This window comes from Thermobacillus sp., from assembly GCF_003390775.1.
Taxonomy (GTDB): Bacteria; Bacillota; Bacilli; order Paenibacillales; family Paenibacillaceae; genus Thermobacillus; species Thermobacillus xylanilyticus.
The window spans coordinates 1-26,411 of sequence record NZ_QEWA01000020.1 but is presented as its reverse complement, the minus strand read 5'-3'; the positions used below and the strand labels follow the sequence as shown (position 1 = coordinate 26,411).

General features: G+C 63.8%; 27 protein-coding genes and 2 pseudogenes. 21 read left to right on the top strand and 8 right to left on the bottom strand.

Translation table 11 applies throughout. The features are described 5' to 3' along the window. The 3 genes and pseudogenes from C6W55_RS18025 to C6W55_RS01330 form a co-directional block, all read left to right on the top strand. Nucleotides 1–225 (top strand): annotated as a pseudogene (locus tag C6W55_RS18025) (group II intron reverse transcriptase/maturase); the annotation flags it as partial. A gap of 111 nt (nt 226–336) precedes the next feature. Beyond that, nucleotides 337–2,163: a UbiD family decarboxylase gene (locus C6W55_RS01335; protein WP_286891027.1), complete on the top strand. Its 1,827-nt coding sequence runs from the start codon at nt 337–339 to the stop codon at nt 2,161–2,163. A gap of 114 nt (nt 2,164–2,277) precedes the next feature. Then, complete coding sequence (locus C6W55_RS01330) at nt 2,278–2,703, top strand: TerB family tellurite resistance protein (protein WP_286891025.1); 426 nt, start codon at nt 2,278–2,280, stop codon at nt 2,701–2,703. A 77-nt stretch (nt 2,704–2,780) separates the two neighbouring features. Here C6W55_RS01330 and C6W55_RS01325 read toward each other — a convergent pair whose 3' ends face one another. Then, nucleotides 2,781–4,529 carry an alpha-glycosidase gene (locus C6W55_RS01325; RefSeq protein ID WP_286891024.1) on the bottom strand — a complete coding sequence of 583 codons (1,749 nt, stop codon included), beginning with the start codon at nt 4,527–4,529 and terminating at the stop codon, nt 2,781–2,783. A 344-nt stretch (nt 4,530–4,873) separates the two neighbouring features. On the opposite strand from C6W55_RS01325, the gene C6W55_RS01320 reads away from it, so the two are divergent. The 4 genes from C6W55_RS01320 to C6W55_RS01305 all read left to right on the top strand — a co-directional run bounded on the left by C6W55_RS01320 (nt 4,874) and on the right by C6W55_RS01305 (nt 7,203). Continuing rightward, complete coding sequence (locus C6W55_RS01320) at nt 4,874–5,623, top strand: glucosaminidase domain-containing protein (RefSeq protein WP_286891022.1); 750 nt, start codon at nt 4,874–4,876, stop codon at nt 5,621–5,623. After that, nucleotides 5,623–6,072 carry a phage holin family protein gene (locus tag C6W55_RS01315; RefSeq protein WP_483316340.1) on the top strand — a complete coding sequence of 150 codons (450 nt, stop codon included), beginning with the start codon at nt 5,623–5,625 and terminating at the stop codon, nt 6,070–6,072. Before C6W55_RS01320 ends, C6W55_RS01315 begins: the two co-directional genes overlap by 1 nt. Before the next feature lie 107 nt (nt 6,073–6,179). After that, a complete protein-coding gene (locus tag C6W55_RS01310; protein WP_286891020.1) occupies nt 6,180–6,686 on the top strand; it encodes a YhjD family protein in 507 nt (168 codons plus the stop codon). A 127-nt stretch (nt 6,687–6,813) separates the two neighbouring features. After that, nucleotides 6,814–7,203 carry a cupredoxin domain-containing protein gene (locus C6W55_RS01305; RefSeq protein WP_015254292.1) on the top strand — a complete coding sequence of 130 codons (390 nt, stop codon included), beginning with the start codon at nt 6,814–6,816 and terminating at the stop codon, nt 7,201–7,203. 64 nt (nt 7,204–7,267) lie between these two features. On the opposite strand, the gene C6W55_RS01300 is transcribed toward C6W55_RS01305, so the two are convergent. Next, nucleotides 7,268–7,525, bottom strand: coding sequence for a hypothetical protein (locus C6W55_RS01300; protein ID WP_286891019.1), 258 nt, complete (start codon nt 7,523–7,525; stop codon nt 7,268–7,270). 103 nt (nt 7,526–7,628) lie between these two features. Between C6W55_RS01300 and C6W55_RS01295 the strand changes: the two genes are divergently transcribed. The 5 genes from C6W55_RS01295 to C6W55_RS01275 all read left to right on the top strand — a co-directional run bounded on the left by C6W55_RS01295 (nt 7,629) and on the right by C6W55_RS01275 (nt 10,344). After that, nucleotides 7,629–7,919 carry a Dabb family protein gene (locus C6W55_RS01295; RefSeq protein WP_286891018.1) on the top strand — a complete coding sequence of 97 codons (291 nt, stop codon included), beginning with the start codon at nt 7,629–7,631 and terminating at the stop codon, nt 7,917–7,919. Nucleotides 7,920–8,061: 142 nt separating this feature from the next. Further along, entirely contained in the window at nt 8,062–8,484 is a 423-nt protein-coding gene (locus tag C6W55_RS01290) for a DUF86 domain-containing protein (RefSeq protein WP_015254296.1), read from the top strand. A 121-nt stretch (nt 8,485–8,605) separates the two neighbouring features. Then, the gene (locus C6W55_RS01285) at nt 8,606–9,274 is read left to right on the top strand and encodes a helix-turn-helix transcriptional regulator (protein ID WP_286891017.1); all 669 of its coding nucleotides are present in this window, start codon (nt 8,606–8,608) and stop codon (nt 9,272–9,274) included. Nucleotides 9,275–9,515: 241 nt separating this feature from the next. After that, nucleotides 9,516–9,992: a DUF948 domain-containing protein gene (locus C6W55_RS01280; protein ID WP_286891016.1), complete on the top strand. Its 477-nt coding sequence runs from the start codon at nt 9,516–9,518 to the stop codon at nt 9,990–9,992. 16 nt (nt 9,993–10,008) lie between these two features. Next, nucleotides 10,009–10,344, top strand: coding sequence for a YtxH domain-containing protein (locus C6W55_RS01275; protein ID WP_286891014.1), 336 nt, complete (start codon nt 10,009–10,011; stop codon nt 10,342–10,344). 20 nt (nt 10,345–10,364) lie between these two features. On the opposite strand, the gene C6W55_RS01270 is transcribed toward C6W55_RS01275, so the two are convergent. Then, nucleotides 10,365–11,291 (bottom strand): AraC family transcriptional regulator, encoded by a 927-nt coding sequence (locus C6W55_RS01270; protein WP_353682003.1) that lies wholly within the window; start codon nt 11,289–11,291, stop codon nt 10,365–10,367. A 154-nt stretch (nt 11,292–11,445) separates the two neighbouring features. On the opposite strand from C6W55_RS01270, the gene racE reads away from it, so the two are divergent. The 3 genes from racE (at nt 11,446) to C6W55_RS01255 (ending at nt 12,930) form a co-directional block, all read left to right on the top strand. Further along, complete coding sequence (gene racE / locus C6W55_RS01265; protein ID WP_213486837.1) at nt 11,446–12,255, top strand: glutamate racemase; 810 nt, start codon at nt 11,446–11,448, stop codon at nt 12,253–12,255. 113 nt (nt 12,256–12,368) lie between these two features. Beyond that, nucleotides 12,369–12,671, top strand: a complete 303-nt coding sequence (locus tag C6W55_RS01260; protein ID WP_015254302.1) for a heme biosynthesis protein HemY — start codon at nt 12,369–12,371, stop codon at nt 12,669–12,671. Between the two features lie 34 nt (nt 12,672–12,705). Continuing rightward, the gene (locus tag C6W55_RS01255) at nt 12,706–12,930 is read left to right on the top strand and encodes a DUF1450 domain-containing protein (RefSeq protein ID WP_286891009.1); all 225 of its coding nucleotides are present in this window, start codon (nt 12,706–12,708) and stop codon (nt 12,928–12,930) included. Nucleotides 12,931–12,946: 16 nt separating this feature from the next. Here C6W55_RS01255 and C6W55_RS01250 read toward each other — a convergent pair whose 3' ends face one another. Further along, complete coding sequence (locus C6W55_RS01250) at nt 12,947–14,950, bottom strand: LTA synthase family protein (protein WP_286891006.1); 2,004 nt, start codon at nt 14,948–14,950, stop codon at nt 12,947–12,949. A gap of 133 nt (nt 14,951–15,083) precedes the next feature. Here C6W55_RS01250 and C6W55_RS01245 point away from each other — a divergent pair, with 133 nt between their 5' ends. After that, nucleotides 15,084–15,719: an O-methyltransferase gene (locus C6W55_RS01245; protein WP_286891005.1), complete on the top strand. Its 636-nt coding sequence runs from the start codon at nt 15,084–15,086 to the stop codon at nt 15,717–15,719. Here C6W55_RS01245 and C6W55_RS01240 read toward each other — a convergent pair. The 4 genes and pseudogenes from C6W55_RS01240 to C6W55_RS01225 form a co-directional block, all read right to left on the bottom strand. Beyond that, complete coding sequence (locus tag C6W55_RS01240) at nt 15,680–16,885, bottom strand: MFS transporter (protein WP_213484752.1); 1,206 nt, start codon at nt 16,883–16,885, stop codon at nt 15,680–15,682. The genes C6W55_RS01245 and C6W55_RS01240 overlap by 40 nt on opposite strands. A gap of 103 nt (nt 16,886–16,988) precedes the next feature. Next, on the bottom strand, nt 16,989–17,720 hold the full coding sequence (gene tatC / locus C6W55_RS01235) for a twin-arginine translocase subunit TatC (protein ID WP_015254307.1): 732 nt from the start codon (nt 17,718–17,720) through the stop codon (nt 16,989–16,991). A 194-nt stretch (nt 17,721–17,914) separates the two neighbouring features. Further along, nucleotides 17,915–18,082: pseudogene (gene tatA, locus C6W55_RS01230) on the bottom strand (twin-arginine translocase TatA/TatE family subunit); the annotation flags it as partial. A gap of 26 nt (nt 18,083–18,108) precedes the next feature. After that, nucleotides 18,109–19,752: a PhoX family protein gene (locus C6W55_RS01225; RefSeq protein ID WP_286891001.1), complete on the bottom strand. Its 1,644-nt coding sequence runs from the start codon at nt 19,750–19,752 to the stop codon at nt 18,109–18,111. A gap of 193 nt (nt 19,753–19,945) precedes the next feature. Between C6W55_RS01225 and C6W55_RS01220 the strand changes: the two genes are divergently transcribed. The 5 genes from C6W55_RS01220 (at nt 19,946) to hemG (ending at nt 26,214) form a co-directional block, all read left to right on the top strand. Continuing rightward, the gene (locus C6W55_RS01220) at nt 19,946–20,323 is read left to right on the top strand and encodes a hypothetical protein (protein ID WP_286890999.1); all 378 of its coding nucleotides are present in this window, start codon (nt 19,946–19,948) and stop codon (nt 20,321–20,323) included. A 58-nt stretch (nt 20,324–20,381) separates the two neighbouring features. Further along, complete coding sequence (gene secD / locus C6W55_RS01215; protein WP_286890998.1) at nt 20,382–22,556, top strand: protein translocase subunit SecD; 2,175 nt, start codon at nt 20,382–20,384, stop codon at nt 22,554–22,556. Nucleotides 22,557–22,668: 112 nt separating this feature from the next. Next, nucleotides 22,669–23,742, top strand: coding sequence for a uroporphyrinogen decarboxylase (gene hemE, locus C6W55_RS01210; protein ID WP_286890996.1), 1,074 nt, complete (start codon nt 22,669–22,671; stop codon nt 23,740–23,742). Continuing rightward, nucleotides 23,739–24,689, top strand: coding sequence for a ferrochelatase (gene hemH / locus C6W55_RS01205; RefSeq protein ID WP_015254313.1), 951 nt, complete (start codon nt 23,739–23,741; stop codon nt 24,687–24,689). The genes hemE and hemH overlap by 4 nt, the downstream gene beginning before the upstream one ends. Before the next feature lie 4 nt (nt 24,690–24,693). Continuing rightward, on the top strand, nt 24,694–26,214 hold the full coding sequence (gene hemG / locus C6W55_RS01200) for a protoporphyrinogen oxidase (RefSeq protein ID WP_286890992.1): 1,521 nt from the start codon (nt 24,694–24,696) through the stop codon (nt 26,212–26,214). The last annotated feature ends 197 nt before the right edge of the window (nt 26,215–26,411 follow it).

Here is a 26,411-nt window from a genome sequence, read left to right as displayed (position 1 = left end):
CGCAGGCGACTGCGCATGTGTCTGTGGAAACAATGGAAGAGACCCAAGACCAGATTGCGTAATCTCCGTGCACTCGGCGTGCCCGAATGGGCGGCTCGAATGATGGCGAACTCACGCCGTGGTCCGTGGGAAATGTCCCGTAACACAAACAATGCCCTTCCGACTTCCTACCGGGAAGCGAAAGGGCTGAAAAGTCTGCTTTCTCGTTACCTGGAACTTTGTTAACCTTACGGAACCGCCGTATGCGGACCCGCATGTACGGTGGTGTGAGAGGTCGGGGGCTAGCCGCCCCCTCCTACTCGATTGTCCGAGCCGCTTTCGGAAAGGAGCGTTCCGATGTACCGATCGTTGGAAGCCTGCGTGCTGGATCTGGAGCGGAACGGCCATCTGGTCCGGGTTCGCGAGGAAGTGGACCCCGAGCTGGAGATGGCCGCGATCCATCTGCGCGTGCACGAAGCCGGGGGACCGGCGCTGCTGTTCGAGAATGTGAAAGGAACGCGCTACCGCGCCGTGTCGAACCTGTTCGGCACACTCGAGCGGAGCCGGTTTATTTTCCGCCGCACATGGGAGGCGGCGCAGCGCGTCATTGCGCTGCGCAATGATCCGATGCAGGCGCTGCGGAAGCCGCTGTCGCAAGCCGGGGCGGCCTGGGCGGCGCTGAGCGCGCTGCCGAAGCGGGTGCGCAACGTTGCCGCCGCGTTCGAAGAGATCGCCGTCTCCGATCTGCCGCATATCCGGTTCTGGCCGATGGACGGCGGAGCATTCATCACGCTGCCGCAAGTTTACACGGAAGATCCGGACAAGCCCGGGCCGATGCACGCGAACCTCGGGATGTACCGCGTGCAGCTCAGCGGCAACGAGTATGTGCCGGGCCGCGAGATCGGGCTGCACTATCAGATTCACCGCGGCATCGGCATTCACCAGCACAAGGCGGCCCGAAGGGGGGAGCCGCTCAAGGTCAGCATCTTCGTCGGCGGGCCGCCCGCCCATACGCTGGCGGCCGTCATGCCGCTGCCGGAGGGCCTCAGCGAACTGACGTTCGCCGGCCTGCTGGCCGGCCGCCGGTTCCGGTACGGCTATGCGGACGGCCATTTTCTGAGCCTGGACGCCGACTTCGTCATCACGGGCGAGATCCGTCCCGGCGAGACGAAACCGGAAGGGCCGTTCGGCGATCATCTCGGCTACTACAGCCTGGTCCATCCTTTTCCCGTCATGCGCGTGCACAAGGTGTACGCCAAGCGGAACGCGATCTGGCCGTTCACGGTCGTCGGCCGCCCGCCGCAGGAAGACACCGCCTTCGGGGAGCTGATCCATGAGCTGACCGGCGATGCCGTGAAGCAGGAAATTCCCGGCGTGAAGGAAGTGCACGCCGTCGACGCCGCGGGCGTGCACCCGTTGCTGCTCGCGATCGGCAGCGAGCGGTATGCGCCGTACGCGGAGCTGCGCCGGCCGATGGAGCTGCTCACGATCGCGAACCGGATTCTCGGCACGGGGCAGCTCAGCCTGGCGAAATATCTGTTCATCACCGCGGAGGAGGACCGGCCGCTCAGCACGCACCGGATCGAGGAGTTTTTCGGTTGGATGCTCGAACGGATCGACCTTCGGCGCGACATACATTTTCAGACGAACACGACGATCGACACCCTCGACTATTCCGGCACCGGCCTGAACGAGGGCAGCAAGGTGATCTTCGCGGCGTGCGGCCCGAAGGTGCGGGACCTGTGCACCGAAGTGCCGGAAGCGCTGCGCGATCTCGGGGAATTCGGCGGCGCGAGGGTCGTCATGCCGGGCGTCGTCGTCCTCGAAGGGCCGGCGTTCGGCAGCTACGGCGAGGCGGAGCGGCAGCTGCGCGGGCTGACGGACGCGCTTGCCGCGCGCGGACCGCTGACGGAATGTCCGCTGATCGTACTCGTTGACGACAGCGGGTTTGCCGCCGAGTCGCTGCGCAACTTCCTGTGGGTGACGTTTACCCGCAGCAACCCGTCGCATGATATATACGGCGTCAACGCCGAATACGCCTGGAAGCATTGGGGCTGCGACAACGTCGTGATCGACGCGCGGTCAAAGCCGCACCATGCGCCGCCGCTCGTGCCCGATCCCGCCGTCGAGAAGCGGATCGACCGGCTGTTCGCGCGCGGGGGGAGTCTCAGCGGCATCCTGTAGGCTGGCGGACCCGCGCGGGGCGGCGGCCGGCGAAGCGGGCGTCGGATCCGGCAGGAGTTTCGACAGCCGGTGTCGAATCACAACCGACAAAGACACAGCAAGGAGCTGGGAACGTTGTACCTTCATCTGCTGCAAAAACCGGAGCACAAAATCGCCTTCATGCGGCTCGCGCGCCTCTTGGCCGGCGCGGACGGATTCGTCGCGCGCAATGAGCGCAGCTATCTGCACGCTTTCGTGGACGAACTCGGCATGGCGGAAGAGGCAGTGACGGCCGTTGACGGCGCCGACGATATCGAGACCTGGCTCAAGGGGATACAGGATGAACAGGTGAAACACGTGTTCCTCGCGGAACTGATGCTGCTGGTGCTGGCGGACGGCACCCTGGGCGAGCATGAACTGCGGATTCTCGAGGAAGTGAAGCGCGTGTTCGGCTGCTCGGACGAAGTGTTCGAACGGTTCAAGGACTGGGCGTACCGGATGGACCATTTGCGGACGGAGGGCGTGAAGCTCATTCTCGATCCGACCCGGGCGAACGGATAACAGCTGGAAGCCTCCCGGCTCTGGGGATTGCCGGGAGGCTTCTTCTGTTCATGCACAGGGCGTCCGGGCGCCGAACGTCAGCTGGCGGATGCATGCAAGACCCGGAAACCGAACGGCTCCAGGGCGATTTCCGCCGCGCCGCCCGGGGTATCCACCGTCTCCCGCGTGCGGACGTCCGTCCACGTACCCTCGCCGAGCGCAAGCCGAACCGATGCGGGCTGATCCTGGTTGTTGACAACGATCGCGTACTGCTCTTGCCCGGAAGCGCGGACATAGGCGAACACCCGCTCGCCGGCTTCGGCGCGGAGCACGCGGAATTCGCCCGTGCGAAGCGGCTCCGCGCCGCGGCGCAGCGCGATCAGCCAGCGGTAGAACGCCAGCAGATCCCGGTTCTGGCGCGCCGGGTCCCATTCCATGCACTTCCGGCAGCCGGGGTCGTGGCCGCCGGTCAGCCCGATCTCGTCGCCGTAGTACAGGCACGGCGTGCCGATGAACGTGAACTGCACGAGGGCGGCGAGCTTCATGAGCGCCGTGTTGCCGCCGCACAGCGTCAGCAGGCGCGGCGTGTCATGGCTGCCCAGCAGATTGAAGGCGACTTCTGTTGCCCGCGTCGGGTAGGCGGCGAGCAGACGGCCGAGCCGGTCGGCGAATCCCCTGGCGTCGAGCTTCCGCTCGACGAAGAAGTCGAGCACGGCCGTGGTGAACGGGTAGTTCATGACCGCGTCGAACTGGTCGCCCTGCAGCCAGGGCAGCGCGTCGTGCCAGATCTCGCCGAGAATGTAGGCGTCGGGCTTGGCCGCCTTCACGGTGTCGCGGAACTTGCGCCAGAACCGGTGGTCGACTTCGTTCGCGACATCGAGCCGCCAGCCGTCGATGCCGACTTCTTCGATCCAGTAGCGCGCGACGCCGAGCAGGTAATCCTGTACTTCGGGGTTCTCCGTATTGAACTTCGGCATGTGGTCGGTGAACGCGAACGTCTCGAACGTCGGGATGCCGTCCTTCACGGTGAGCGGCCACTCCCGCACATGGAACCAATCCGCGTACCGCGACGCTTCGCCTTTCTCCAGGCAGTCCTGGAACGGCGGGAAGGTGCGGCCGGCGTGATTGAACACGGCGTCGAGCAGGACGCGGATGCCGCGGGCGTGGCACGCGTCGACGAGCTCCTTCAGCTTCTCGTTCGTGCCGAAATGCGGGTCGACCTTCAGATAGTCGCGCGTATCGTATTTGTGGTTCGTCGGCGCTTCGAAGACCGGCGTGAAGTAGATCGCGGTCACGCCGAGCTCTGACAGGTAGTCGAGATGGTCGATCACGCCCTGCAGGTCGCCGCCGAAGAAGTTCGACGGCGTCGGCTCGCCGCCCCAGGGCCGGGTGCCTTCGGGATCGTTCGTCGGATCGCCGTTCGCGAACCGTTCGGGGAAAATCTGATAGAACACCGCGTCCTTCACCCAGGCCGGCGGTTCGAAAATGTCGCACGGGTTGACATACGGAAATTCAAACAGGTTCTGCGGATTGGCCGGCAAGTCCGCCTCGAACCCGAACTCGGTCATCCAGACGGCGGTCTGTCCGTCGTCGATCCGGAACGCGTAGCGCAGCCGCCGGAAAGGCGGCGTGACGAACGCCTGCCAGTAATCGAACAGCGCGTCGGAGGCGAACTTGCGCATCGGCTGGACGGCTTTCGTCCGGTCCCACGCGTATTTGTCTCCGAAAAGCACGCTCACCTCCCGCACATCATCCCGCTTTGTCCGCAGACGCAGCTCCACCGTGCCGGGGCCGCTGGCGCTGGCCCAGTTCCCCTTGGGACGGTGTTCGATCGCTTCGAGCAGCATAATCCCGATCCCTCCCGATCTTGAATTCGGCAATTCGGCGCAACAAAAAAGGCACAACCTCCCGCATGAAGCCGTCGAGGTTGTACCCGAAGGTAGCATTGCCTTCAAATTGTCGCATGGTTCAGGATCAGTATAACAGGCGGGATTTTCGCCGGTCAAGGGTGCGTGCGGAGGCCGTTTCAGAGCCGGCAGCGGCCCGGATCTGGTGCTAAAATGCACCACAATTGGGCGATCGGGCGCCGGCATCGGCCGGAGGCTTGCACAATCGCCCGCACCCCCTGCGCGCCGTCCGCATATTCTGGCAGCAGGACAAGTGTCTGCTCTTTGAAAAGGAGGTGTCCGGCATGACGCGCGAGCAGTTTTTCCGGACATTGGCGCCGATCGCCATCCGCGTCCGGCGTGAAGGATCGCCGCTTTTCGTATCCGTCCGGCTGGCGCAAAATTTGCTCGAGACCGGCGGGGTTATTCCTTCCTGGAACAACGTCTGCGGCATCAAGGTCGGCAGCGGCAAGCCGAACGCGTATTGGCGGGGCAAAACCGTGAACCGCTCGACATGGGAAGTGCGGGACGGGCGGAACGTCTTCGAATCGGCCGACTTCCGCGCTTACGACAGCATATATGACTGCTACAAAGACCAGGACCTGCTGCTGCGGCTGCCGCGCTACGCCCCGGTCCGGGCGGCCGATGAGCCGGAGAAGCAGGCGAGGGCGCTGCAGGCAAGCGGATACGCGACGGACCCGCGCTACGCGGACAAGTTGATCGACATCATGAACGCGCACGGCCTGCGGCGGTATGACCGGGAGGCGGACGAGGTCCCGGAGGGCGCCATGCCGGTTGCGATTGAAATTGACGGCAGCAAGATCGGGGACGGCTGTGCGATCGACGGGATCACGTGGGGACCGGCGCGGGCGATCGGCGAAGCGCTCGGCGCCTCCGTCGGCTGGAACAATGGCGAAGTGCTCATCAATGGCGAGCCGTGGCCGACGAAAGTGTTCGGCAGCGCAGGCTTCGTGCCGGTCCGCCGGCTCGCCGAAACGCTCGGCGCGCGCGTCGTTTGGGACGGCGCCGGGAAGAAGGTCATCATTCGGCGATGATGCGGAAAGGCGGGATCGACATGACGCTGCATCTCACGCCCGGGCTGGTTCTGTCGTCGGCGGGAGCGGTGGTCGGTTCCATTCTCTCGTTCGCTTACGGCGGATGGTCCGAGGCGCTCACGGCGCTGGTGGTCGCGATCGGGGTCGACTATGTGACCGGCGTCGCGGCGGCGGTGAAGCGGAAGCAGGGGTTGTCCAGCACCATCGGTTTCCGCGGGCTGACGATGAAGGGAATCATGCTGCTCGTCATCCTGCTCGCCCACCGGATCGACGTGCTGCTCGGCGGCGGTTCGGCGGTGATGAGCGGCGCGATTTATTTCTATCTGGCCAACGAACTGATCTCGATCGCGGAGAACTGCGGGGAGCTCGGGATCCCCTTCCCGGACAAGTTGAAATCGCTTATCGCGGTGCTGCGCGACCGGGAGCCGCCCGACGGGAAACAGCAATAACGGAAGCGCGTCCCGTCCCTGCCGCAATCTTCCGCCGTCGCCCCCTTGATCACAGGCCGGTCAGCGGCTATAATAAGAACACACGTTCGCATTATGGGGGGATCAATATGGCCGCGGAGATCAGCGGACGGACGGGCAGTGCCGGCGCGGCGTCCATGCCGCCCGCCGCGGCTCCTGTGGCGCACGGCCAGCCGGGGGCCGAATCCGGACAGCCGCGGGGCGGGCCCGGGAAGCCGGCGCCGGAGCGGCAGCCGTCCCGGCCGCCGTTGCAGAGCGAAGACGAGCTGGAAGCCGTCAAGCGATACGTGTTGCTTGGCATCGCCGTCCGCATCCTCGATCACGATATCCGCGTCGTCGACTCGTCGAGGCTGAAGCTGCCGCGCTTCTACGAATCCATGCTGCGCGGGCTGCAGGACCGGGCGCTGCTCGAGCTGGCCGCGCTGCGGCGGATGTTCCGGACGGCCGGCATCAAGGTGTACGAGGAGCGGAAGGAGCCGGAAGGGCTCACGGCGGCCTACGTCTGCCGGGGATACCACCATCATTTCACAATGCCGTGGAGTTTCGTGCGCGCGGAAGCGGAAAGGCTGCTCAAGCGGTACGCCGCCCGGGACTGAGCGTTCAACGTTTTGTCACATAAGGGCAAAAACTTTTCGACTCCTCTCACATTAAGGTTGAGAAGAGCGGATCATGTTGGTTAATATAAGGGATAGACATTTACAGCACAAAGGGGAGCACGTAGCAATGCACAAATGGATCATGTTCGTCGTATTCATCGCGGCTTCCGTGTTCGGACTGTATCTGCTCGCGTTCGAGCTTCCGGAGAAACCGGTCGATGAGTCGGCGAACCTGCCCGAGGGAATGACGCTGCTCAAGATTCAGGCGTACAGCGATTTCACCTTTGACCAGCCCGAATACCGCGTGAAGCAGGGCGAGAGCATCCGTCTCGTGCTGCAGAACGTAAGCGGCGTTCACGGCATCGAGATCGCGGATTTCGGCATCAAGCTGGAAGGCGATACGCTGCAGCAGGACGTCGTGTTCGATCAACCCGGCGAATACGAGATCCACTGCTCGATCCCGTGCGGAATCGGACATACCGACATGAAGGCGAAGCTGATCGTGGAAGCGGCGTGATCCGGGTCGGAAACCGGCATGACGAAGGAGCCCGTGGGAAGGCGGGCTCCTTTTTGCGTGCGGATCAGGCCGGGGCGCGGCTTTTGCTCCGCCCGCGCTGGATCAGGCGGTCCGCGATGAAGCCGATCAGCGCGTAGGTCATCAGCGTCAGCGCATACAGGAGCAGGACGCTAGCCTCGTGGATATCGACGAGCAGATCGGCCACCCATGCCGGCGGGCTGAACATGAAGAAGACGAAATTGTGCGGATCGTATCCTGTATAATTGTACAGGCACAGCGCAAGCGCGATCAGGGTCATGACGATCGTGACGGGATATCGCATCGGGCGTGAGCCTCCTCTGCCGGGGCGGTTGCCCGGGATGGTTCTCGTGGTATATTATGTGTCCGAAGGCGCAAGGCCATGCATTTCCGGGAGGGATGACGGGGTGATCACCCATATTGTATTGTTTCGCCTGAAAGACCGCAGTCCGGAGAACATCGAGCGCACGGCGCAAGTGCTGCACAGCATGGAAGGCAAGATCGACGAGCTGCTGTCGCTGGAGGTCGGCGTCGACGTGCTGCGTTCCGGCCGGTCGTATGATATCGCGCTCACCGCGAAGTTTGATTCGCTGGAAGCGCTGGGCGCCTACCAGATTCACCCCGTCCATCAGGAGATTGTCCGGTACATGAGCGAAGCCGGCGAAGCGTCCGTCTCCGTCGACTACGAGACCAATTAAAGGGAGCAGGTGCGGCAGCATGCGTGACGTCTACGAAATGATGACCTATCTGCTGGTCATCATCATCAGCTGCATCGTCATGACGGTCTGGCTGAAACGCAAGGCGCGGAAGCGCAAATCGCAGTAACGGAGGAACGATCAGGTGTATTACGTCAATCGCGAACAGATCGACCATCGTCTGAATGCGCTGCCCGACGTTGCCGATGCGCTCGAGACGCTGGCGGCCGATTGGCAGGGCACGGTGCTGCAGGGGCTCGCGCAGGAACGCGCGCTGCACCTGGCCGTCGAGATTGTGACGGATGTCGGCAGCTATCTGATCGACGGCTTCATCATGCGCGATGCGAGCAGTTATGAAGACATTATCGATATTATCGGCGAAGAAGGCGTGTTCCCGGCCGAACGCAAAGCGCCGCTCGCCGAGCTGGTCCGGCTGCGCAAGCCGCTGGTGCAGGATTATTGGCAGTGGGACCGTGCCGCGCTCCATCCGCTGACGCCGCGGATTCCGGACGTGCTGCGCGCGTTCAGGCAGGACGTTGTATCGTATCTCGAGCGGGAACTCGGGTAAGCCGCTCAGTCCAAACTTGCCGCCGGTCAAGCGATCGGCGTTTTTTGTCGATTTACGAATCATGCGGCGTAAGGTACAATATCAATATTCAAGCATCGCAGGTCGTACGGAGGTGGGCGCATTGGCGGTGAAGAGCGGCAAGGAGCGGCCGCCCGGCGAAGTCCGGCGGCATGACGGACCGACCCGGCAGACGGTGCTCAAGCTGCTGAAGACCCGGGGATCTGCAACGGCCGGCGAACTGGCGTGCGAGCTCGGCCTGACCGAGATGGCCGTCAGGCGCCATCTGGCGGCGCTGGAGCGCGACGGATACGCGGCGGCGACACCGGTGAGGCAGCCGATGGGCCGTCCGGCCTACGTCTATGAACTGACGGCGGAAGCGGAACAATTCTTTCCGAAGAACTATCATCTGCTGGCGCTGGATCTGCTTGATCTGCTGGAGCAGGAAGAGGGGCAGAAAGGCGCGGCGGCCCGGATGTTCGAAGCGCGCCGGAAGATGCTGTACAAGCGGCATGCCGGGCGGATGGCGGGCAAGCCGCTGCCCGAGCGGATCGGCGAGCTGGCGTCCATCCAGAACGACGGCGGCTATATGGTCGAAGTCGAGACCGCGTCCGAACGGGAATATCTGCTTCACGAATACAACTGTCCGATCGCCCAGGTCGCCGCGCGCTACGAGCAGGCGTGCAGCTGCGAGCTCGCGCTGTTCCGCGATCTGCTGGAGGCGGATGTCGAGCGGATCGAATGCCTCGCCAAGGGCGGCAACAAATGCACTTATCGCATATCGGTTGAATAATTTTGAACGGTTGTTGGCGGGAGAAGTTCTCCCGCCGTTTTTTGATTCTTGGTACGCAAAACAAAGGAGCCGCCGAAAAAGGCGGCTTAATCCGTTTTGCTTCCTGGTACGCATAACGACCGCGCTTCTCGCGTGAGAAGCGCATTTTCGTTTTGCTTGTGTCAAGACAAGCGCCCGCTGACTATAATGGCTATACGAATTGGGCATTCGTCCAGAAATGCGGCCGAAGGGAGGGGCGGAAATGGCGGAATGGAGCGCCGCCGCCGCGGCGGCATCGTTCGTCGTCCTGACGATTGCGCTGCTGGCCGCGCTGCGCGGCCTCATGAAGCGGCTCAACCGGTTCGAACAGACGATCCGCAGCATCGAGGCCGAATCCGTGCCGCTGCTGCGTGAAATCCGCGGGCTTGCGGCGGAAGCCGGACAGGTGATGCGGCGTACGGGCCGGCAGGTGGAACGGTTGGACCGGCTGCTGGATGCGGCGCAGCAGTGGGAAGGAGCCGTCCGGCGCTCCGCGTCGACGGTCAGCCGGATAACCGAAGCGGTCGATCGCGCAGCAAGCGCCCATGTCGAACAGGCCATCGTAAGCGGCCGGGCGCGGATCGGCGAGACGCTCGACTGGGCCGAACTCGGCTGGTCCGTCTGGAAATGGTGGCAGACGAAGCGCGCAGCCGCCGCCAACCCGGACCGCATGGCGGACGATATGCGCGATCCGGAATGAAAGGAGCGACAAGCTTATGGCGACGAAACGCGAAATCAAAGGTTTTCTGATCGGAACGGCCGCGGGCGCGGCCATCGGAGCGGTCACGGCACTGCTCCTCGCCCCGAAGGAAGGCAAGGCGCTGCGCAAGGACATTGCCGAAGGGGCGCGGCAGACGGTGAAGGCAGCCGGCGAAGCCGGCGAGAAAGCCGGCAAGTTCGCGGCTGAACTGTTCGATGCCGCGGCCGTATGGCGCCGGAAGAAGCGGGAGGGTGCGGAGCAGGCGGGCGCGCCGGAACAGAAAGCGGAAGTCTCCATAACCGCTGACGGCCCTGAGGATTCGGACGGGACGCTTCGGGAAGAAGCGGTCTGAAGCCGCGGCCGGACGGGGAATCAAGGCTCCTCCGGCCGTCGCTTCGCATTGCGGTAATCGGTCGGCGAAAGCCCGCTCCATCTGCGGAACTGCTTCGAGAAGTAGAGCGGATCGCCGAAGCCGACCGATGACGCGACCTGCTCGATGGGCAGCGCCGTCATCAGCAGCGATGCGGCGCGTTCCATGCGGATCTTCAGCAAATATTGCTTCGGCGAAAGTCCGACCGCCCGCCTGAACATCGTGGAGAAATGGGTGCGGTGATAGCCGAACGAACGCGCCAGCCGGTCGATCGAGATCGGCTGCGCGTAGTTGGTGGACAGCAGGCGCACGGCCTGCACGATCTGCCGCTCCATGTCCGAGCGGCTTTCCGCCGCGGCATGCGCCCCCGATGCCGCTCCGTAGGCGGCGAGGAGCAGCCGCAGATAACCGGCGCTCTCCAGATCCGCAAGCTGCGGCGACTCGGCGCGTTCGAGCAGCGTCCGGATGCGGCGCAAGAGCGGCAGCGCCCTGCGGGCGGCGCCGCGGATGACGGGCCGGTCCGTCGTCACACCGATCTTGCCCAGCAGGCCGTATGCCGCCGTTCCGGTGAACGCCACCCAGGCGTAGCGCCACGGATCGTTTGCGTCGGCCTCGTAGCTGAACAGTTCGCCGGGGAAGATGAAGAACGTGTCCCCCGCCTTGCATTCGAACGTCTGTCCTCCGGCGACGAACAGACCGCTGCCGGAGATGACCGTATGGATCAGGTAGTAATCGTGGACCGCCGGGCCGATCTTGTGCCCCCCGACAGGATCGCCTTCTCCGCAGAAAATGACGGAAAGTTCGCCGGATCCGGGAGCGGGATTGACGCCCAGCAGAAAACGGGTATGATCCGTGAGCAATGCCGACGACTCCTTGATGCCGAATATGCTGCGTACCTGATGATAGCGGAGCGCCGGACATTTGTCCATATGCGCCGCACGGCTTCCGCTTGCGCGGCCGCGCCCGTCCTCCGCGCCCAAGCCGCGTCAAATCCGCTTCGGCGCAGGTACGTTTCCTCCCGCCCCGTCATACTGTATGGTTGACGGCATAAGGCGGAATGATGACGAGGAAAGCGGTGTATTTGTGCGACAACCGATTGCGATACTGGATTCCGGAGTGGGCGGGCTGACGGTCGTCAAAGAGGTGATGCGTCAGCTTCCGCGGGAGAGGATCATCTACTTCGGGGATACGGGGCGCGCGCCTTACGGTCCCCGGCCGGCAGAAGAGGTCATCCGGTTCACGCGGGAAATCGTCGATTTCCTGGCCAGATTCGACCCGAAACTGATCGTCGTGGCCTGCAACACGGCAACCGCATATGCGCTGGAAGCGATCCGTCCGCACGTGAAGGCGCCCGTCGTCGGCGTCATCCGGCCCGGGGCGCGGGCGGCCGTCAAGCGGACGACGACGGGGACGATCGGCGTCATCGGCACGGAAGGCACGATCCGGAGCGGCGCCTACGAACGGGTGCTCAAATCGCTGTCGCCCCGCATCCAGGTGGTCAGCCTGGCTTGTCCGATGTTCGTGCCGATCGTGGAGCGGGGAGCGTTCCAGTCCCCCGAGACGTACCGCATCGTGGCCGAGACGCTGAAGCCGCTGCGCCGCACCCCGATCGACACGCTGATTCTCGGCTGCACGCACTATCCGTTCCTGGCGGACGCCATTTCGGCCGCGATGGGACCGGATATCGCGCTGATCAGCTCGGCGCAAGAGACGGCGCGCGACATCAGCACGATGCTGCAGGAGTCGGGCCGGCTGTCCGAGTGGACGGATGTGCCCGTCCATCAATTTTATTGCAGCGGCGATCCGGAGCTGTTCCAGACGATTGCCCGGCAATGGCTGAAGGAACAGACGGCCGGCGTGCCGATTGTCTGGCGGGTGCCGTGCATCCGTTGAACTTCCGGTTGAACTTCGCGGGCCGGTTCATTACAATAGAATGAAGCGCGGCCGGACAGCCCGGCGGCTTCCGTCTGGAAACGGCCGCACCGCAGCGAAGGGACGGATCACGGATGAAATGCAAAATTTCCCGCAATGCCGCCAAGGTATTGCTTGCCGAGCTGAACAAGCCGGAGCACGAGGGCAAGAAGCTTCGCGTCTACGTGACGCACCGCCATGGCGATCACGCGCATTACGGCCTGGCGCTCGATACGCCGACCGACTCGGATGTCGTGGTGACGACCGACAAGGGGATCGACGTCATTCTGGACAAGAACGAGCCGTTCCTGGACGGCGTGAGGATCGACTATTTCTACCTGCCGCAGGAAGGGTTCCAGATTACGAATCCGTCCAAGGGCAGCCACGGCGATCACTAGCCGGCAGGGACGGGAAGAAGCGGAAGCATAAGTCATGGCCAACGATATCCGCATCTGCGACAAGTGCAGATATATCCGGGTGAAGACGCTGCTGCCGAAGCTGAAGAAGCTGGCGCCCGAAGCCGACATCAGGGTCGGGTGCAAAAACTACTGCGGCCCCTGCTCCCGGAAAGCGTTCATCTACGTCAATGGAAGGTACGTCACCGCGCCGACCGAAGACGAAGCGGTTGCGAAAGCAAAGGCATTCATCAAACCGTAAGGAGAAAAGGCGAAGATCAGCCGAACCGATCGGCGGTCTTCGCCTTTGTACTTGCGGCTTCCGCATGGCGCCATTTGTCGATCAGACCGTGTTCCACGACGCGCGCGGAAGCGATGATCTCTTCCTCCGCCGCGGATTTCGCGGCTTCGCAGCGCGATCCGGGAAGCGGATCTCCGGTCTGCGCGTCGTAACAGAGACCGCCGCCTTCCTCCGGGGGACGGGCGGTGTAATAGAGCTGTCCGTCCGTGAACGAGCCGCTGCGGAAGACGATGAGGCGTTCGCCGGCGGATGCGTTATGTTCCCGGTCAGCAAGCAGCGGCAAACCGGCCATGACCCGCGAGCCGGTGTCCATGCCGAGCAGATGGAGAATCGTCGGCGCGATATCGAGCTGACCGCCCGGCTCGGACCGGACTTCGCCGCCCATGGCGCCGTCCGGCAGATGGAGGATGAGCGGAACTTCGCGCATCAGCAGAAGCCGTTCGGCCGGCTTGAGCGGCCGGCCGAGAAACTGCTCGTACTGCGGCCATTCCGCAATCGAATTGTCGTGGTCGCCGTAAATGACGACGATCGAATCGTCCCACAGGCCGCTCGCTTTCAACCGGTCGACAAATTCGCCGAGCGCCGCGTCGGCGTAATGGACGGCGGCCAGATAATCGCCGAATATCGTGCCCTCGAATTCGCCGGCGTCGAACGAGCCGGCGGACGCGGGCAGGGCGTAGGGATGATGGCTGGAGAGCGTCACGAGAAAAGCGTAGAACGGCTGTTTCAGCCGTTCGATCCGCTCGGCTGATTGACGCAGGAACGACCGGTCGCCGAGCGACCAGCCGAGCGGCTCGTCCAGCACAAAATGTTTCTTGCTGTAGAACGCGTCGAAACCGATCCGGTCGTACATGACGTTCCGGTTCCAGAAGCCGCCGTCATACGCGTGGAACGCGGCCGTCGCATAGCCCGCTTCTTTCAGCATGCCGGGCAGACAGTCGTAGGCCCGGTCGGCATGGCGGATGTAGACGGACCCCGAGGCCAGCGGATGCAGGGAACATTGCGCCGCGAATTCGGCATCCGAGGTCCGGCCTTGCGCCGTCTGGTGGTAGAACCGTTCGAAATAGACGCTCTCCCCGAGAAGCTCGTTCAGCCGCGGCGTGACCGGCTGCCCGTTCCATTCCCGGCCGATGACGAAGGACTGCAGCGCTTCGACCTGGATCATGATGACGTTCTTGCCGCTGTACGCGCCGTAGCGGTCATCGCGGGACAACGCCTCCCTGGCTTTGCCGCGCTGGGCGAACCAATCGGCCGATTCGGCTTCCGCTTCCGCGGCGAGCGGCATGCTGGCGTACTGGCGCTTCATATACTGGTAAGCGTCATAGGCGTGAAACCCGTACAGCCCGACCACATTATAGATCGACACGTTCCACCAGTCGGCGCCGAACAGTCCCTTGGCCCAGCCGGTTCTGGCCTCGTGGATCGGCAAGGCGGTCATCAGGAAGCCGGCGGCGCAGACGGCCGCGCAGACGGCCGCGCGGACGGCGCGGCGCGTGCCCGCGCGTTTGCCGCGCTTGCGCGCAAGCTTAAGCCACGGCAGCAGGGCGGCGACCGGCCAATCGAGGAAGAGAAGCGCGTCATTCGGTTCGAGCAAAGCCGCGATGCTGCCGCCGAGCGAGCCGACCTGCCGCGCCTGGAGCAGCACCGGCACGGAGATCAGATCCTGGAAATAGCGAAAATAAAGCAGATCGGCATACAAAATCAGCGTCAAGAGGATGTTCAGCGCGGCGAGCGACACGAGCCGGGCCCGAACCGGCAGCAGCAGCGTCCAGCCGGACAGCAGCAGGAGCGTGCCGGCCGCGATGACGGCGTCGGCGGCATCCATCTCCATATACTGAACATCGATCCAATTGTTGAACAGCGCAAGCTTCACCAGCATCGCCGGAACGAACAGCGGCAGGCCGGATCGAAGGACGGCCGGCAGCAAGCGCGGCGCCCGATCCCGCAGCAGCCGAAGCAAGTTGATCATGGTTGCAGACACGTGAATTCTTTCGCCTCTTCGTTGCTTAAACTTCGCTTCCGTATCGGACCGGACAGCGATACAATCCATTATGGGCGATTGCATGCGGATTAGACAAGGGTCAGGGGACTTGAATGCGAAGGAGGAACCCCAAATGTGGAATGCGGAAGACTATGTGAACCGGCTGTTCGGCGCCGATCCGGATCTGGAGCGCGCGGCGAAAGGCATCCGGGAGGCGGGCATGCCGGAAATCTCGGTCGCGCCGGGGTACGGCCGGCTGCTGACCATTCTCGCCGGAGCGTCCGGCGCCCGGGATGCGCTGGAGATCGGGGCGCTCGGCGGGGTGAGCGGCATTTGCATCGCCCGCGGCCTCAAGGAAGGCGGCAAGCTGACTTCGCTCGAGATCAAGCCCGAATACGCGGCGATCGCCCGGTCCCACGTGGAAGCCGCGGGGCTGGGCGATCGCGTGGAGTACCGGATCGGCGATGCGCTTCAGTCGCTTGAGGAGCTGGCAGGGGAAGGCCGGCGGTTCGATTTCTTTTTCATCGATGCGGACAAGGGACGGTATCCCGACTATCTGGAATGGGCCATCCGGCTGGCGCGGCCGGGCGCGGTCATCACGGCGGACAATGTGCTGCTCCGCGGAAGGGTGGGCGATCCCGGAGCGCAGGGGCCGTCCGTCGCCGCCATGCGGACGTTCAATGACCGGCTGGCCCATGACCCGCGCCTTGTCGCGACGATGCTGCCGGGCTACGACGGTCTTGCCGTCGCTTTCGTGAAGGACGTGTGAGCGACGAGCGCCGAGTTGAGCATCAGGAGGACGGCCGACAGCAGGAACAGCCCTTTGATGCCGAGCAGACTGCTCGTCAGCCCGCCGAACACCGGGCCGGCCATGTTGCCGAGGCTGAGCATGCTGCTGTTGAAGCTGTAGGCCCGGCTCTCCATCCCTTCCGGCGTATGCCTCCGGATGAGGGCGTTCACGCTCGGCACAAGCCCGCCGAGGAACAGGCCGAGCAGGAAGCGGGCGGCCAGCAGCTGCCATACCGCGCCGACGAACGCCTGCGGGATGAACATGATACCGGCGCCGGCAAGCGAGAACCCGAGCACGCGGTGGGCGCCGATCCGGTCGCTCAGCCTGCCGAGCAGCGGCGCCGCCAGCATGTTCGAGATGCCGGTCACCGCGCCGACCGTCCCGGACCAGAACGCGAGGTTCGCCGTGCCGTGCAGTTCCTGCACGAACAGCGGAATGAGCGACTGCGTGTTCATGAGCGAGAACTGGATCAGGAAGGTGACGCTGAGCAGCACCATGAGCGGACGGATGCCGCGCAGCGCTTTCCAGCCCTGCAAGACCGAGATTTGCGGCGCGGCCGCCGCTTTCTCCCGATCGAACTTCTCGCGCACGAGGAAGAGCGCCAGCAGCGACGCGCAGAACAAGAGTCCGCCCGTAATGTAGAAGATCGGACGGAAACCGAACTGATCCGCGAACGCGCCGCCCATGAGCGGCCCCATTACCGTGCCGGCGATCAGGCCGGACTGGATGACCCCCATCGCGAACCCCATTTTCTCCTTCGGCGTCGTCGCCGAGACGAGCGCGACGGCCGCCGGATTGAACCCCGAGATCGTTCCGTTGAGCAGCCGCAGCGCCAGCAGATGCCAGGGCTCGGTCGCGAATCCCATCAGCACCGTAACCGTCGCCATGCCGAAGCCGGAGCGCAGCAGCATCACTTTGCGGCCGTGCCGGTCGGCGAGCCGGCCCCAGATCGGCTGGAACAGGAACGCCGTGACGAAGTTGCCCGCAAAGATGATGCCGGTCCATTCGGCGATCTCATGCTCGTCGCGCAGACCGAAGTCGGACTGGAGATAGAGCGACAGGAACGGCATGATCATCGTCATGCCGGCCAGGGTGAGAAATTGTCCGAACCAGAGCACGATGAGATTGATTTTCCACTGTGGCATGATTCCGCCGCCTTTCACATCCTTAACTATACCACATTCGGCGGAGTCAGGCGGCGGAAGGCGCGACAAAAACCGCGCGGCCGGACGGCCGGATGACGGCCCGTCACCGGGCTCCGGCCGGCTCCGCCCGGCGGGAAGCGGCTTTCGAGAGCGCGACGCTGACCTCGTAGAGCAGAAGCAGCGGCACGATCACGATGATATCCGACACGATGTCGGGCGGCGTAATGCTGACGGCGACGATGACGAGGATGAAATAGGCGGATTTCCGCATCCTGGCGAGCCGCGCCGGATTCAGCACGCCGATCCGGGTAAGGAACAGTAGGGCGGCGGGCAGCTCGAACAGGAAGCCGAACGGCACGGTCATATGGATCATGAAGGTGAAATATTTCTGGGCCGTGTATAACGTTTCGAACTGCTCCGCCGCCATCCGGTTCATGAAGTCGAGCATCACCGGGAAGAGCACGAAATACCCGAAGGCGAGCCCGGCGAGGAAGAGCAGCGCCAGCGCCGGGATATAGAAGGCCGTCCGGCGGCGCACCCGGCCTCCCAGCGCCGGGCTGACGAACCGCCACGCATGCCAGGCCGCCACCGGCATGGTGACGGTGAGCGCGGCGACGCCGGAGAGCAGCAGGTAAACCCACAGCACGTCCGACGGGCCGAGCACGACGAGTTTGTCGTCCAATCCGCGGACGAGCCAGTCATATAGGTCCCGCACATAGAGGAAGGCGGCCGCCATCGAGGCGAGGAACGACAGCAGCGTGCGGATCAGCCGGGTGCGCAGCTCGCCGAGATGGCCGATGACGCTCATGCTGTTCGGGTCCTGCCGCCCGCTCATTGCGCCCCACCGCGGACGGCGGGCGCCGCTTCTGCGGGAGACGCGCTGCCGGCTTTCGCATCCGATGCGCCGGAGGACTCAGCCGCCGCACTTGCCGCCGACCCGTCCCGCGCATCCGTCATGCCGGCCGCGGCAGCCGGCGCATGCCGCGGCGCAGACGGCTTCCCGCCGGGTGCTTCCGCATCCCTGGCATCCTCCTCGTCCGTCCCGCCGCCGACAAGTCCGCGGGTCGCACGCTTGAACTCGCTGAGTGTCCGGCCGAACGCGCGGCCGAGCTCGGGCAGCTTCGACGGCCCGAAAATGATGAGCGCGATGATCAGAATCAGGATCAGGCCGCCGACGCCGATATTGCCGAAGGGCATGGATCGTCAACTCCTTCATGTCGGAATCATCCGCCGAAGCGGAAACCGGTGATCGCCACGACGCCCGCGCGCGCTTTCGCATCGCCGGGACGGTGCGGCCAGCGGCTCGTCGGATTGGCAAGGTCTTTCGTCTCTTCGCCCGGATGCTGGACCGAGAGGAACAGCGTCCGCTCGTCCGGTGTGAAGAACGGGCCGGTCAGCTCGCATTCCACCGGGCCGGAAGCGAACTGCAGCGCGACGCCCTTCGACGGGCCGTGGGTCGGGATGACGAACAGGCCGTTGTTCATGAACGTCTTGTGCACCCCTTTGTTCTGGCTGCTGCTCGAAATGTCCGTCACGACCCACAGATTGCCGTTCGAATCGAAGGCGAGATTGTCGGGGGAGCTGAAACCGGACTGCCGGCCGCCCGCCGCGAATATTTCGAAGTCGAACTCCAGCGCGCCGAGGTCATTGTCCGCCTCGAAAATGCGCGTGATATGGCCGTGAATGTTCCCGTGTGAGTCGTTGTTCGTATGGCAGATGAAAACGGTGTTGTCGAACGGAGAAATCTCGATGTCTTCCGGCCGGTCGGTCGGCGTGCCGCCGACGAGCCGCGCCGCTTCGTGGCAGTTCGTCACGACGTCGCCCTGGTGGTTCCATTTTTTCAGTTCTTCCGGCTTGCCTTCGAGCGCCTTGCGCACGTTCTCGATCGTCACCGGCACCCATTTGCCGGACTTCAGGTTGGCGACATAGAGCGTCCCGTCTTCGAGCAGGGCGGAGTTGCGGCGGCCGAGCGCGGGATTGTATTTGCCTTTGCTGATGAACTTGTATACGCAGGCGTCCTTCTTGTCATCCCCCATGTAGACGACGACGCGCCCGTCGTTCGCCAGCCCCATCGCCGTATTCTCGTGATTGAAGCGGCCGAGCGCCGTGTGTTTCTTCCGGTACGACGCGTCGAACGGATCGATCTCGACGACCCAGCCGTAATGTTCGAGCGGCAGGTTCGACGCTTTCGCCGTATCTTCGAAGTTCTCCTCGCACGACAGGACGGTGTTCCAGAGCGTCACGCCGCCGGAGCAGTTCGCGAACGTCCCCTGCACCGTCCGCGCGCCGCCGACTGCGGAAGTGCCTGCGGCCGGACCGGTCAGTTCGAAGCTCGTGAAGCCGTCGATGCGCCGCGCATAGCGGGAGGTCGTGTCCATTCTCCATGCGCCGTCCGACCCGCGCCGTACTTCGATGACGGACATGCCGAGGTATTGCAGGTTTTTCTTCACCTGCTCCGGCGTCATTTTGCCATCCTTCACCGGTCCGATGCTGAAAATGCTGGTGTATTCATGGTTCGTGACGAGCAGGCCGTGCTCATTCGACCCGTCGATCGGGAAAAACGCGTTGTAGTCTGCCCCGTCTCCGAACCGCTCGCCGGCCGCGTTGATGACATCGTCCATGGCGGCCACGACGTCGTAGCGGTAGCCCGGCGGCAGGATCAGCTCGTCTTCCTTCGACGGCGAGATCGGTTCGAAGAACCCGGTGACGCGGTTCGTCTTGAAGCCGAACAGATGGTCCGCCGTTCCCGTCGCAGCCGACGCTTTGCCTTCCAGGCTGCCGAGACCGGCGGATGCCGCAGCCAGCGCTGCCGCCCCCGTTCCGAGATAGGACAGAAACGTTCTGCGGTCGATGGGCTTGTCGTTCATGTGGACACGCTCCTTGCACGGTGGTTTTTGCGATCTTGCGAGACAAGCGTAAGACGGCAAGGTCAAGCGGAGATCATGGTGAAATGAAGATTTTGTAAACTTGCCGTTTTCAACGTTTTCATGGCGGATTGATTCGCCGGCGAAGATCAGGTACAGTAAAACGAGATGATTTGCATTTCGAGGAGGGAACGGCATGGAAACGAAGCGTGCGGCGGGCGTCCGGCTTGTCGTCTCGTTTGCGGCGGGATTGCTGCTGTACGCGGGCGCCATGCCGGGGCCCCCTGCGGATGCGCGCGAAGCGGATGCGTCCGGGGCGGACGTCTGGACTGACGCCGCGCGGGACAAGCTGGGCCCGTCCGTCAGGCAGACGCCGGCGCCGGCGCAGGACGGACCGGGCGCCGCGGCGCTCCGCCCGGACGGCGGAAGAGCGCATGTCCGGCAGACCGATTCCGGGTCGCCGGTGAAGCCCGATGAGCCGAAGATCGTCGATCTTCGGCTCGGCCTGCTCGCGCCGCTGAAATTTGCGACGAATTACGTGGACGGTGCATCCGCCGGGCAATACTCGTCATGACCCGATCGGAAAGAACCTTACAGATTCCATGCGATAAGATGGAGGAACGACCTGACCGATGAACAAGAGCCGTTTTCTCGGATTGATTTTGACCATACTGATCTCCCTCGTGGTGGTGGGGATCACATCGCCGACCGTGCTCAAAGGCATCAAGCTGGGCCTTGATCTGCAAGGCGGCTTTGAAATTTTGTATGAAGCGGAGCCGCTCAATGAGGGCGGCGTGGTGACGAAGGAGGCGCTGCGCCAGACGGCGAAGAGCCTGATGAAGCGGGCCGACCAGTACGGCGTGGCGGAACCGGAAATTGTGCCCGAAGGATCCAACCGGATCCGCGCGCGCATCGCCGGCGTGTCCGACGAGGCGACTGTGCGCGAGATCATGAAGAAGCCGGCCGAACTGACGTTCCGCGGTCCGGACGGCAAGATCGAACTGGACGGCAGCGACTTCAAGGAAGGCGCCGCCAAGGTCGCTTACGATGAACTGAACCGGCCGATCATTCTGGTTGAAGTGAAACAGAAGGACAGGCTTGCCGACGTCTCGAAACGGCTCCTCGGCCAGCCGCTGTCCATTTACCTGGACGACCAGCTGATATCGTCTCCGATCGTCCAGGCCGTGCTGACGGACGGCAAGGCGACGATTTCCGGCAGCTATTCACTTGAAGAAGCGAGGGAACTGGCCGAGATCATCAATCTGGGCGCGCTGCCGCTCAAACTGACGGAGAAGTACACGCAGTCCGTCGGGGCGACGCTCGGCAAGCAATCGCTCGAGCAGACGGTCTACGCCGGCATCCTTGCGACGATCTTCATCCTGCTGTTCATGATGGTCGTCTATCGGCTGCCCGGCGTCATCGCCAGCGTCACGCTCATCGTGTACAACTGGGGCATCCTGCTCATCTATTACTGGATGCATGCGACGCTGACGCTGCCCGGCATCGCGGCGTTCGTGCTCGGCGTCGGCATGGCCGTCGACGCAAACATCATTACGGTGGAACGGATCCGAGAAGAAATGCGCTCCGGCAAGTCGCTGCTGTCGGCGCTCAAGTCCGGCTCGCGCAACTCGCTCCGGACGATCGTTGACGCGAACCTGACGACGACGCTCGCCGGCGCCGTGCTCTATTTCGTCGGCACCGGGGCCATTCAGGGCTTCGCCCTCATGCTCATCCTGAGCAACGTGTTCAGCATGGTGACGAACGTCGCGTTCTCGCGCTTCATGCTGAACCTGCTCGTGCGAAGCGGCGTGTTCTCGAAACCCGGTTTCTTCAATGTCAAAGAGAAGGACATTCGTCCGCTCTCCGAGAAAAAATCGTTCGATGACGAGCATTACTATCGCATCTTCGACTTCGTCAAGCACCGGAAAATCTTCTTCTCCATCTCGTCGGCGCTGACGATTGCCGGCATCGTGTCGCTGCTTGCGTTCGGCTTCAACTACGGCGTTGACTTCAAGGCGGGCACGAGCATGGACATCGCCGTCGGCAAGGCGGTGACGCAGGCCGAAGCGGAATCGGTGCTTCAGGATGCCGGTTTCAAGCCGGAGTCGGTCGTCGTCGGCGGAGGAGGCGAGCGCGTCTCGATCCGGTTCGACCGGGTGCTGGATGCCGAGAAGGGCGAAGCGAACCAGGTGCTGACCGCGTTCCGCGACCGCTTCGGCGATCAGGTGTCGGCGGAGGAGAACACGGTCGACCCGGTCATCGCGCAGGAGCTGGGCATCCGGGCGATCATCTCGATCCTCGTCGCCAGCGTCGGCATCATCCTGCTCATCATGTTGCGCTTCGAATGGCGGTTCGCGGTGGCCGGCATCGTCGCGCTGCTGCATGACGCGTTCCTTGTTGTGACCGTATTTTCACTGTTCAGGCTGGAAGTCAACCTGACGTTCATCGCGGCCATCCTGACGATTATCGGTTACTCGATCAACGACACAATTGTTGTCTTCGACCGGATCCGCGAGAACATGCGGTTCGCGAAACTGCGCACGTTCGACGATCTGTGCCGGCTCGTGAACGTGAGCATGTCGCAGACGCTCGTCCGCTCGATCAACACGGGATTGCAGGTGCTCGTGGCGTCGCTGCTTCTCTTGCTGTTCGGCGGTGAATCGATCCGCCTGTTCTCGCTGGCGATGACGCTCGGCATGGCGTTCGGCATGTATTCGTCGATCTATATCGCCGCCCAGCTCTGGGTCGTCCTGAAGTGGCACGCGATGCAGCGGAAGCCTGCGGCTCCGGCGGCGGAGACGGCCTGAAGCCCCGGGGGAAATGTCATCGAATTGTCATCGAAAACGCTGCCGGGCCGGTTGTTGCGCCGGGATGAAACGGGCATAATGAGAGGAAAAGCCAACGGAACGGAGAACAGCGATGAGTTACAACGACCGTTTCATCCGGGCCTGCCGCGGCGAACGGACGGACCGCGTGCCCGTCTGGTACATGCGGCAGGCCGGGCGTTACGATCCGGAATACCGGAAGATCAAGGAAAAGTATTCGCTGCTGGACATTTGCCGCAATCCCGAACTGGCCGCCGAAGTGACAATGATGCCGGTGCGGAAGCTCGGGGTGGACGCGGCGATCCTGTATTCGGACATCATGAATCCCGTCATGTCGCTCGGCGTCAAATTCGATATTGTGCCGAACGTCGGTCCCGTCGTCGAAGAGCCGATCCGCACGAAGCGGGACATCGAGCGGCTCAGACCGATCGACGTGGAAGGCGATCTCCCGCATATTCTCGAGACGATCCGCATCCTCGACCGGGAGCTGGATGTGCCGCTCATTACCTTCGCGGGAGCGCCTTTTACGATCGCCAGCTATCTGATCGAAGGGCGGCCGTCGCGCCGCTATCTCCGCACGAAGTCGCTCATGTACGGCGAACCCGAGCTGTGGCAATTGCTGATGGACAAGCTCGGCGACATGGTCGTCACGTACGCCCGCGCGCATGTCGCAGCGGGCGGCAAGGCGTTCCAGTTGTTCGACAGCTGGGTCGGGGCGCTGTCGCCGCGCGATTTCGAGCGCTGCGTGCTGCCGGTGATCCGGCGGATTTTCGACGAGCTGGCTGATCTGGACATTCCGAAGATTTATTTTCCCGGCGTCAGTTCCGGCGAGTTGCTGCCGTCGCTCAAGGGCATCAAGGCAGACGTCATCGGCCTCGACTGGCGCGTCCCGATCCGCGAAGGGCGCAGGCGGCTGGGCGGCGGATACGCCGTGCAGGGCAACCTCGATCCGGCCGTGCTGACCGGTCCGATGGCGGTCATCGAAGAACAGGCGGCGGACATTATCGACCAAGGGCTTGAGCAGCCGGGCTTCGTGTTCAATCTCGGACACGGCCTGTTCCCGGAGGCTTCGCTGGACAAGATCGCGGCGCTTACGGAATTCATTCACCGTTATTCGGCGCGGCAATTGCAGAACGGTGCGGCAGCGAAGGAGGCAGAACGTGCATGACGAATCGTCCGGTCGGCGTGCTGGTCATGTCATACGGCACGCCGAAGTCGATGGATCACATCGAAGCGTATTACACCCATATCCGGCGTGGACATCCGCCGACGCCGGAGCAGCTCGCCGAGCTGACCGCCCGCTACGAAGCGATTGTCGGCGGCGTCTTCCCGCTTCGGGAGAATACGGATCGCCAGGCGGCGGGTGTGCAGGCGCAGCTCGACCGGGAACATCCCGGCGCGTACAAGGTTTATCAAGGGCTGAAGCATGCGGAGCCGTTCATTGAGGACGGCGTGAAGGCGATGGCGGCGGACGGCATCCGCGAAGCGGTCGGCATCGTGCTGGCTCCTCACTATTCGGTCATGAGCGTCGGATCGTACATCAAGCGGGCGAGAGAGGCGGCCGAAGCCGAAGGCATTCAGATGGCGTTCGTCGAGTCGTATCATCTCCATCCGAAGCTCATCGAAGCGATCGCCGTCCGGCTGCGGAGCGCCCTTGCGCGGTTCGGCGGTCCGGATGAGCAGCGCAGCGTGAAAGTGCTGTTCAGCGCGCACAGCCTGCCGGAGCGGATTCTTTCGATGGGCGATCCGTATGTGGATCAGCTCCTTGCGACGTCCCGCGCCGCGGCGGAAGCGGCTGGCGTGGCGGACTGGGAATTCACCTGGCAGAGCGCGGGCCGGACGAACGAGCCGTGGCTCGGTCCGGACATCCTCGACACGCTGGATCGTCTGGCGAAGGAAGGCGTGAAGGCGGTGCTGTCGGCGCCGATCGGCTTCGTCAGCGACCATCTGGAAGTGCTGTACGATCTGGATATTGAAGCGAAACAGTTCGCGGCGGAGCGGGGCATCCGGTTCGAGCGGATCGACATGCTGAACGATGATCCGCTCTATATGGAGACGCTCGCCGAATTGGCGGCGGAGGCTGCCGCCGGACTGCCTGTCGGAAAGCGGGGGTAACCCGATGGCGGCAGCAGCAGAGCCGAAAACGATCGTCGTTGTCGGCGGCGGGATCACCGGGCTCGCCGCCGCTTACTATTTGCGCAGGTCGGCCGAAGCCGCCGGATTGCCCGTCCGCGTGGCGATCGCGGAGGCGTCGGAGCGGCTCGGCGGAAAGATCGAGACGCTGCGGAAGGACGGCTTCGTCATCGAGAAGGGGCCGGATTCGTTCCTCGCCCGCAAGAAGGCGATCCTCGATTTGGCCGTCGATCTCGGCATTGAAGAGGAGCTTGTGCCGATCAATCCGTCGGGCAAGAAGTCGTTCATCGTCTTCCGCGGCAAGCTGCATCCGATGCCGGACGGCCTTATGCTCGGCATTCCGACCGAGATTGCGCCGATGCTGAAGACCGGTCTCCTGTCGCCGGCGGGCAAGCTGCGCGCCGGACTCGACTTCGTCCTGCCCGCGCGGAAAGGGAATGACGACGAGTCAATCGGCGATTTCCTGACGCGGCGGCTCGGACGCGAAGTTGTCGAGCGGATTGCCGAGCCGCTTCTGGCCGGCATCTACGCGGGGGAGCTGGACAAGCTCAGTCTGCGGGCGACGTTCCCGCAGTTCCGCGAGGCGGAGCTGAAGCACGGCAGCCTGATCCTCGGCATGCGCCGCGCCATGCGGCGGCGCCCGGCCCCGGCTGCCGGCGCCGGCGGAGCGGCGGGGCAGGCCGGGCAGGTGGCGCAGACGCCGGCGGATGCGATTCTTGCCCGGTACAAGGGGGCGCCGTTCCTGAATTTCCGCCGCGGCCTGGGGACGCTCGTCGAAGTGCTGGAGCGGGAGCTGTCCGGGGCCGAATGGCGGCGCGGACGGAAAGCAACGGCGCTAAGGAAAGTCGCCGCCGGGGCATCGGACGAGCCGGCCCGCCGCTATGCGGTCGTGCTCGACGACGGGGAAGAACTGCAAGCCGACGCCGTCGTCGTGACTTCTCCGGCGTATGAAGCGGAGTCGTTGCTTCGGGATCATGTCGACTGCGGCATGCTCCGCGCCGTCCGGTACGCGTCCGTCGCCAATGTCGTGCTGGCCTTCGACAAGGCGTCCTTCGGCCGCGAGTTCGCCGGTTCCGGCTTCCTTGTGCCGCGCACGGAAGGCCGGCAGATTACGGCGTGCACTTGGACGTCGACGAAGTGGCTCCATACGAGCCCGCCGGACAAGGTGCTGCTGCGTTGCTATATCGGCCGCTCGGGCGACGAGGACGCGGTTTCGCTGCCGGACAATCAGCTCATTCGGCTTGTGCGGCACGATCTGGAGGAACTGATCGGGGTGACGGCTGCGCCGGTGATGACGGAGGTTACGCGGCTCCATCGTTCCATGCCGCAATATCCGGTCGGCCACGTCGAGGCGATGCGCGATTTCAAGCGGAAGCTCGCCGAGGCGCTGCCGGGCGTCTGGACCGCCGGCGCGGCGTTCGACGGCATCGGGCTGCCGGACTGCATCCGGCAGGCGAAGGAGACGGCGGAGGCGGCGATTCGGGAGCTGTGCGGCTCCGCTTCATGATCCATATTCGGGTTTGAAACGGTCGGTCAGGATCTGTTCCTGCCCGGCCGTTTTCATATTTTGCGCCAGTAAAGCTCCGCAAGCCGCTGTAACGTGGTATGCACGTTACAGCCGCGCCGACGGGGTCTCGCGCACCGCTGTAACGCGGTATGCACGTTACAGCCGCGCCGACGGGGTCTCGCGCACCGCTGTAACGC